Origin of the sequence: Sphingomonas sp. MA1305 (assembly GCF_016107325.1) — a bacterium.
In the GTDB taxonomy this organism is placed as follows: domain Bacteria; phylum Pseudomonadota; class Alphaproteobacteria; order Sphingomonadales; family Sphingomonadaceae; genus Sphingomonas.
Genome location: NZ_RCVT01000007.1, coordinates 108,403 through 115,947, shown reverse-complemented (window position 1 = coordinate 115,947; position 7,545 = coordinate 108,403). Strand labels below are relative to the sequence as shown.

General features: G+C 67.7%; 5 protein-coding genes and 1 pseudogene. All 6 read right to left on the bottom strand.

All coding sequences use genetic code 11. The features are described from left to right. Window positions 1–884: pseudogene (locus tag D9601_RS18920) on the bottom strand (IS3 family transposase); the annotation flags it as partial. Window positions 885–1,015: 131 nt separating this feature from the next. Next, complete coding sequence (locus D9601_RS18910) at window positions 1,016–3,094, bottom strand: heavy metal translocating P-type ATPase (RefSeq protein WP_198355593.1); 2,079 nt, start codon at window positions 3,092–3,094, stop codon at window positions 1,016–1,018. Window positions 3,095–3,101: 7 nt separating this feature from the next. Continuing rightward, window positions 3,102–4,130 carry a c-type cytochrome gene (locus D9601_RS18905; RefSeq protein WP_232474407.1) on the bottom strand — a complete coding sequence of 343 codons (1,029 nt, stop codon included), beginning with the start codon at window positions 4,128–4,130 and terminating at the stop codon, window positions 3,102–3,104. Further along, window positions 4,127–5,329 (bottom strand): c-type cytochrome, encoded by a 1,203-nt coding sequence (locus D9601_RS18900; protein WP_198355592.1) that lies wholly within the window; start codon window positions 5,327–5,329, stop codon window positions 4,127–4,129. Before D9601_RS18900 ends, D9601_RS18905 begins: the two co-directional genes overlap by 4 nt. Further along, a complete protein-coding gene (locus tag D9601_RS18895) occupies window positions 5,326–5,946 on the bottom strand; it encodes a cbb3-type cytochrome c oxidase subunit II (protein WP_198355591.1) in 621 nt (206 codons plus the stop codon). The genes D9601_RS18900 and D9601_RS18895 overlap by 4 nt, the downstream gene beginning before the upstream one ends. Beyond that, a complete protein-coding gene (locus D9601_RS18890; RefSeq protein ID WP_198355590.1) occupies window positions 5,943–7,493 on the bottom strand; it encodes a cbb3-type cytochrome c oxidase subunit I in 1,551 nt (516 codons plus the stop codon). Before D9601_RS18890 ends, D9601_RS18895 begins: the two co-directional genes overlap by 4 nt. Window positions 7,494–7,545: the final 52 nt, after the last annotated feature.

Genomic DNA, 7,545 nt, shown 5'->3' with positions numbered 1-7,545 from the left:
CGGCGCGATGTAATGCCACTCGACCCCGGTGTCCTGGCACCACGCGAGGACAGCATGACTGGTCAACTCGGTGCCGTTGTCGCTGACCACCATGCACGGCAGCCCGCGACGCTCGGCGATGGCGGTGAGCTCGCGGACGACACGTCGTCCCGACAGCGAGGTATCGACGATGCATGCCAGGCATTCCCGGCTGTAATCGTCGATGACGTTGAGCAGGCGGAACCGCCGGCCGCAGGCCAATGCATCCGACACGAAGTCGAGGCTCCAGCGCTGGTTGAGTTCCTGCGGGATCGCCATCGGCGCCCGCGTGCCCAGAGCTCGTTTTCGGCCGCCGCGCTTGCGCACCGTCAGCCGCTCCTCGCGATACAGCCGGTATACCTTCTTCAGGTTCATGCCCTTGCCCTCACGCCGAAGCAGGATCGCCAGTCGGCGATAGCCGAACCGGCGACGCTCGTTCGCGATCTCGCGCATCCGCTCGCGGACAGCTTCGTCCTTCCCGCGAAGCGGCTCATATCGCCACGCCGACCGGTTGACCCCGACCAGCCTGCAGGCGCGACGCTCGGAGAAGCCGTGGTCGGCCATCAGCTTCTCCACCGCAGCGTAGCGATCCACAGACCGGGTCAGTTTTTTCCCAGCAGATCCTTCAGCGCCGACACGTCAAGCATCGATTCCGCCAGCAGCTTCTTCAGCCGCCGGTTCTCGTCCTCCAGCGTCCGCAACCGCGCCGCCTCCGACACGGTCATGCCGCCGTACTTCGACTTCCAGTTGTAGAACGTCGCATCGCTGATGCCGTGCTTCCGGCACAGCTCGGCGGTCTTCACGCCGGCCTCGTGCTCACGCAGCACGCCTATGATCTGATCCTCGGTAAAACGGCCTCGCCGCATCGCTCGTCTCCATATGACGAGCTAACTTACCAATGGCATGATTTTCGGGGAGCAGGTCAAGGCGAGTACGACGGAGCGGCGCTTTGCGCACGAATTTAGGCAGAAGCTGAACCAAAATCTTAGTTGCCTCGTCAGTTCAGGCGCATCGCGTTCATCGTCACTAGGCATGAGCTCGCGACCATCGCAGCCGCTGCGACAAGAGGGGTCATCAGGCCCAAAACCGCGAGCGGCACCGCCACGATGTTATAGCCTGTTGCGAGTACGAAATTTTGCGTAATCACGTGCTGCGTTCGCCTCGCTAGTCGCCACGCAGGCAGCACGGTCCCGATCCCGCCAACTTCAAGCACCAGCCCGGCCGTTGCGGCCGCGGCGGCATGCGCGCGCGCGACGGTGATGCCGCAATCGGCCGCTGCCAGCGCGGGCGCGTCGTTGACGCCGTCGCCGATCACGATCACTGGATGCAACACCGCAGCGACCAGCTTTGCCTTATCGAGCGGTGTGCAACCTGCCGCGACCATCGTCTGCGGCACGCCGACGCGGCCCGCCACCGACAGCGCCGCGTCCACGCCGTCTCCCGTCGCCAGCCTCACCTCGATCCCGGCCGCATGCAGCTCTGCGATGGTCGCGGGCGCTTCCTGGTCGAGCGTGTCGGCCAAGCCGATCCTACCTGCGCGCTGGCCATCGATCATCACGTCGAGCCAGGTCCGGCCATCATCGCACGCGTCATTGGCCGAACTCACAGCCACATCCCGACCACGCAGATCTACTCCACCTGCGCTTCGGTCGAAGCGGTTGCCTGCGGGTCCGTCCGCACCGTTCGCCAGGGCGCGCGCGATCGGGTGATCGATCCCGCGCTCGGCGGCCGCGGCGGCCTCGAGCAGCTCTTCCCTGGCGAACGGTGCGATCGGCTCGACCAGATCAACCCGAAGCCGAGCGAGGGTCAGCGTTCCGGTCTTGTCAAAGATCGCCGTCCGCATGCCGGCGAGCGCCTCGAGCGCGGCGGGGTCGGCGATCCGGATCCCGCGTCGTGCCGCAACGCCTGCGGCTCGAACATGCGCGAGCGGTGCGGCGATCGCCAGCGCGCAGGGGCAGATGACGATCAGCGTCGCGAGCGCACGCGTCATCGCTTCGACCAGCGAGGCTCCAAGAGCGAAAGCGATCAGGAAGGCGAGGGCCGACCAGGCCGGTGCGGCGGCAAGCAATCGCGCGATCCATCGATCGAGCGCGCGACGCGGTTCGCCGCGGCCGGCGATCTCGAGCGCGATCCGGCCGCCCATGCGGTCGATGTCGCGGTCGCCATAAGCACGGTCGACCCGCACCATCAGTCTGCGCCGCAGGTTCGTCGTTCCCGCCTGCACCCGGTCATCCGGGCCAATGGCGCTCGCCATGGCCTCCCCGGTCATGATCGAGCGATCGATAAGGCTTTCGCCCTCGACGACGACGCCATCGCCGGGGATCACTGCTCCGGCATCGATCATGATCGATGCGCCGATCGCAAGCTGCCGCAGCTCCACCGATCCACCATCCGCCAGTGCGACCGCCTGGTTCGCTGCCAGATCGTCCACCGCCGACAAGGCTTGGATCGCAGTGCGGCGGACCCGTGTCTCAATCAGACGACCCAGAAGGAGCAGCGTCACCAGCATCGTCGCGGTGTCGAAATAGACCTGCGCTTCCCCGCGAACGAGCGAAGCGGTCGAGAGCACCACCGCGCCGCTCGCGCCGGTCGCGATCAGCAGGTCGAGACCTGGCGCACGCAGCCGGATCGAGCGCCACGCCATGCGAAAGATCGCCGCGCCCGAATAGGCGAGCACGGGCAGGGCGAACAGCCCGGAGGCGAGCGCGATCCACCAGGCGACAGGGGATGCGATGTCCGGTTGGACGTAGAGAATGAGCGCCGCCCCCATCGACCACATGCCGAAGACGATCGCGACCGCGAGCCGCAGCGCCAGCCTCTGCACCTCGCGATCGAACCGCGCCGCAGTGTCGGCCAGACTCTGCCGCTCGATCAGCCGGTAGCCCGCCTCGCCGACGCGGCGGCCGATCGCCTGCGGATCGCAGCGCGCCGGGTCCCAGCGGACCAACGCGGACGCGGTGACGAAGTGGACGCCGGCGGCGACGACGCCGTCGAGAGCCGCAAGGCGCTTTTCCAGCCCGCGCGCGCATCCGGCACAGAACAGGCCATCAACGGCGAAGAGCTGGCGCTGCTCCATCCGCGCGTCAGCGCGAGGCGATTCGCGTGGGCGGGGCGGTGCCGGTTCCCAGCAGGTGGCCGTCGACCATCTTGCCGTAGAAGGTCTTTTCCTTGGCATGGAACGCCTTGGCGTTCTCCTCGACGGTGCCTTTCTGGCGCGGATCCTTGGGCCGTTCCTGGCTATCGATCCAGGCGGCGGCGTCCCACGACTGCTGGTCGCTGAGCGAATTGCCCGCGCCGAGCGGCATATTCGCCTTGATGAAACCGGCGGCATTATTGACCACCGCCATGCCGGCGCCCCAGTTGTAACTTTTCGGCCCCCACAGCGCCGGGAAGACGACCCGGCCGTTGAGGTCGGTGCGGCCCTGTCCATCGGCACCGTGGCAGGCCGCGCAATGCTGGGCATAAACCGCCTGGCCACGGCTGCGATCGTAGCCGAGCGCGGTCAGCTTGAGCTTTACGAAACCCGCGCCCTTCAGCTTGGTGTCGGTGGGCGCACCCTTCGCGAGCCAATGGAAATAGGTCTGGAGATCGGCATAGACCGGATCGCCGGGCTTGGGCGGTCCGCCGCTCGGACTGTCCTGCGCGTTCATCGAATAGCTGAAGCAGCCCTTCAGCCGGTCTTCCATGGTGTTGATCTTCCCGTTCTTGGACCGGTACTGGGGGTAGCTGACCCACGCCGCCCACATCGGTGCCGAGTTGGCCTTGCGCCCGCCGTCGAGGTGGCAATTGCGACAGGCAAGGCCGTTGCCGACGAACTGCGATGCCTGCGTACCGGTATTCTCGAAGATCGCGAGCCCGTGGCGGATCGCGTCGCCTTCAGGACCGCCGGGGATCTTGCTCATCGGTGGTGGCGTGAAGCTGACCGGCGTGCCCGGCGCCGATACGGCGGCATCGGGCGTGGGCGCATGGTGGAACTCGTCGCGGATGAGCACCGCGAAGACGAACAGCGTTACGCCGCCACCAAGGGCGTAGAGGCCGCGGCGAGTGGTCCGCGCACGATCATGATCACGCGGCGGCTCGCTGCTGGCGGGATCGCGGGACTCGTCCATCATCTCTCCTTCCTCGCTGTGGCAACTCCGGCCGGCGTCGGCGGAAGCGTCGCCAGATAATCGGCGACGGCCCGCCGGTCGGCGTCGTTCAACCGTTTGGCGATCGGGGTCATCAGGTTGGCGTTCTTGCCGAGCGCCGCGATCGCTGCGACCCGTCCGGCCGCATAGCCCGGATGCTGTGCGGCGATCGCCGGGAACGAAGGGGCGACGCCAAATCCGGAAGATCCGTGACACGAGAAGCAGGAGGGGATTTGCGCGCGATCGTCACCGAGCAGAGCCAGCGTTGCCCCGCGCCCGATATCGCCGCCGAGCGAAGGACGGGCGTTCGAGGGCGTCGCAAGGCCGGCATAGTAGTGGGCGAGCGCCGCACGCTCAGCCGGAGCGAGCTGCCGCGACACGGTGTACATGGAGTCGTTCGCGCGCGCGCCGCTCGCGAAGTTGGTCAGCTGCGCCGCGATATAGTCGGCCGGCAGCCCGGCCAGCCGCGGCACACCATCGCGCCCTTCGCCTGCCATGCCGTGGCACGAGGCGCAGGACCAGCCACCGCGGACGCCGTTGAAGGCGATTCTCATCGCCAACGCCTGGTCCGGCGCGGGAGGCGCGATGGGGTTGGACGGCTGCGCCCCCATTGCTGGCACCATCTGAGCGACGTCGGCACCGCCCTGCCAGGGCCCGGCCCTGTTGGCGGTGGCGGCGCGTTCCCGGGCGACGAAGGCGGCATCGAGCGTCGGTCCTCGAGAACCCCAGGTCCGGCGAACATAGCTGGCGAGCCGTGCGAGTTGCGCGTCGTCGAGGACGCTCGCGAACGCGGGCATATGACCGTCATAGGTCTTGCCCTCGATCGCGATCGGCCCGGTGATGCCGTGGAGCAGGATCTGGACGATCGCGTGCGGGTCGGCTGCAACGACAGGCGAACCCGAGAGCGGCGGGACCGCGCCGGCGATGCCGCCGCCGTCGCCCTGGTGGCAGGTCGAGCAGCGCTCGGCGAACAGCAGCGCTCCCGGCGCGTCCTGCTGCGCGAGCGTCTGGCGGGCCTGCGCGATGCGGGCGGTATCGCTGCGACGATGCGCCGCGCTGTCCTGCAACAGCGTCATCGCGCCCCACAGCACCAAGGCGATCGCGATCCAGTAGACCGGGAGCGGGATGCGGCGGCGGGGCTCGTAGGGCTCGAACCGCTCGTCCTCGGGCGGCGGCGCGGTCACTTGCCCACCTGCCCCACGGCATAGCCGTCGTCGCGGATCGCCTTGGCCGGCGCGGGATAGGTGTGGTCGAGCGAGAGGAGGTAGGCGACGAGCTCGCGCGCCGCCGGCTTGGCGACGACGACCTTGCCCACGATGCGCGCCTTGGGCGGCAGCCAGACGACGACGTCGCCGGGAGCCGCCCGATCCTTCACCTCGAAGAGGAAAGGATAGGCCGGCATGATGCTCCACGGCGAGACGGCGCGAGGTTGGTACAGGTGAGTCAGCTGCCAGGAGGCACTCGGCAGACGCGCGCCGACGTTGAACAGGTCGGGCCCGGTCCGCATCGTGCCCATCAGGTGCGGATAGTCGTGCGCATAGTCGGCGGCGACCGAGGGGCGACCCCAGCCGCGCTCGGCGTCGGGCGCCTGGTCGGGGGTGCGCGGCTGCTGGCTGTGGCAGTAGACGCAGCCCATCGATACGTAGACCTCGCGTCCGCGAAGCTGCTCGGCGGTGTATGGCTGCAGGCCGGCCGCGGGCACCTCCCGGCCGATCTGCAGCTTGGGGCCGACCACCAGCATCAGCGTCGCGAAGGCGAGGATGACCATCGACAGGATGACGAGCGGGACGGCGCGGTTCATGCCGCGACCGCCGCACGCGAGGCCGAGCGGGGCAGGAGGATGGCGGCGACGTTGATCGCGAACAGGAAGTGGCCGAGCGTCATGATCGCACCGCCGAGCGAGCGGCCCTCGAGGAACGGCTTCAGCAGGATCACGCTCGCCGAGAAGGGGCGCGAGGCGTCAAGCATCGCCTCGCCTTCGAGCCAGCCGCCGATCGTCAGCGCCGTGAAATAGAGCGCGAAGCCCACGACCACGCACCAGAAGTGCGCCGCGATCAGCCCCGGCCACGGCCATGGTCGCCCGGTGATCCGCGGCATCATGTAGTAGACACCGCCGAACATGATGAAGCTGGCAAAGCCATAGGCGCCGAGATGGGCATGGCCGATCGTGAACTGGGTGAAGTGCGTGACGGTGTTGATCGAGCGCAGCGCCTCCAGCGATCCCTCGAACGAGGCAAGCGTGTACATGATCGCGCCGAGCGACACGAAGCGCAGCGGCAACGAGGCGCGGAACGCCCACAGGTTCCGCGCGACGACGACGTGCTGGTTGATGGCGACCGCGAGCACGGGCACGAACATCATCACGCTCTGCACCACCGAGAGCGTCACGACCCAGGTCGGCACCGGGCCGCCGATCAGGTGGTGAATGCCGACCTGGCTGTAGAACAGTGCCAGCGCCCAGAAGCCGAGCAGCGAGAGCGCATAGGAATAGACCGGCTTGCCGATGATCTTGGGGATGAAATAATAGGCCGCGCCGAGCCCGAGCGGGGTCAGCCACAGCCCCAGCACGTTATGCGCAAACCACCAGTTTACCGTGGCCTGCTCGGCGCCGACAAAGACATAGGGGATGTTGGCGATGATGAAGAGTGCGGGGAACCACATCATGCCCGCGAGATAATACCATCCCGAGACGTAGATGTGCTCGACCTCACGCGAGAAGGCTGTGCGCAGCAGTGGGTAGACGGTGAGCGCGCCGCCGACCGCGAGCAGCCCGTCGATCTGCCACGGGATCTCCAGCCATTCCTCGCCGTCGTTCCATCCGCTCGCGATCGCAATCAGCCCGGCGACGAGGCCGATGTTCCACAGCATCGCGCCCCAGGTGATGAACCCCGCCGATCGCAGTGGCGTCCGGAACAGGCGCGGCGTGATCCAGGTCGCAGTGGCGATGCCCGCCAGCGACAGCCAGCCATAGATGACGAGGGTGAGGTGCAGCGTGCGCACCCGCCCGAAGGTCAGCGCCGCGCTGCCGTCGAGCCAGTCGGGCATGTGCAGCTTCAGCGATGCAATCAGGCCGAACACCGAGCCCAACACCAGCCACAGCACCGCGGCGACGAGCAGCAGGGTGACCGGTCGCGCCGTCGACGCATCGATCGCCGTCCGCTCTCGGTCGATCGCCTCGCCCGATACGGTTGGATCGTCGAGTTCGCCTTCCTCGCCCTCGTGGAAGATCACGCGCGCCTGGCGCTGGCCGAAGGCGAACTGGCCGCTCGAGATCGCCCAGATCAACGCCGCCAGCCCCGCCACCGAGACGAGAAAGCTGATCGTGAGAAAGAGGCCGATGGTCAGCACGTGGGTCGGGCGATCCTTTCGAGGGTGACTGAACGCTAGCCGCGCAACCAGC

What these genes read in the sequence shown, in the direction of transcription:
- D9601_RS18910 (WP_198355593.1), bottom strand. Translation starts at nt 3,094, where the DNA reads ATGGAGCAGCGCCAGCTCTTCGCCGTTGATGGCCTGTTCTGTGCCGGA.
- D9601_RS18905 (WP_232474407.1), bottom strand. Translation starts at nt 4,130, where the DNA reads ATGATGGACGAGTCCCGCGATCCCGCCAGCAGCGAGCCGCCGCGTGAT.
- D9601_RS18895 (WP_198355591.1), bottom strand. Translation starts at nt 5,946, where the DNA reads ATGAACCGCGCCGTCCCGCTCGTCATCCTGTCGATGGTCATCCTCGCC.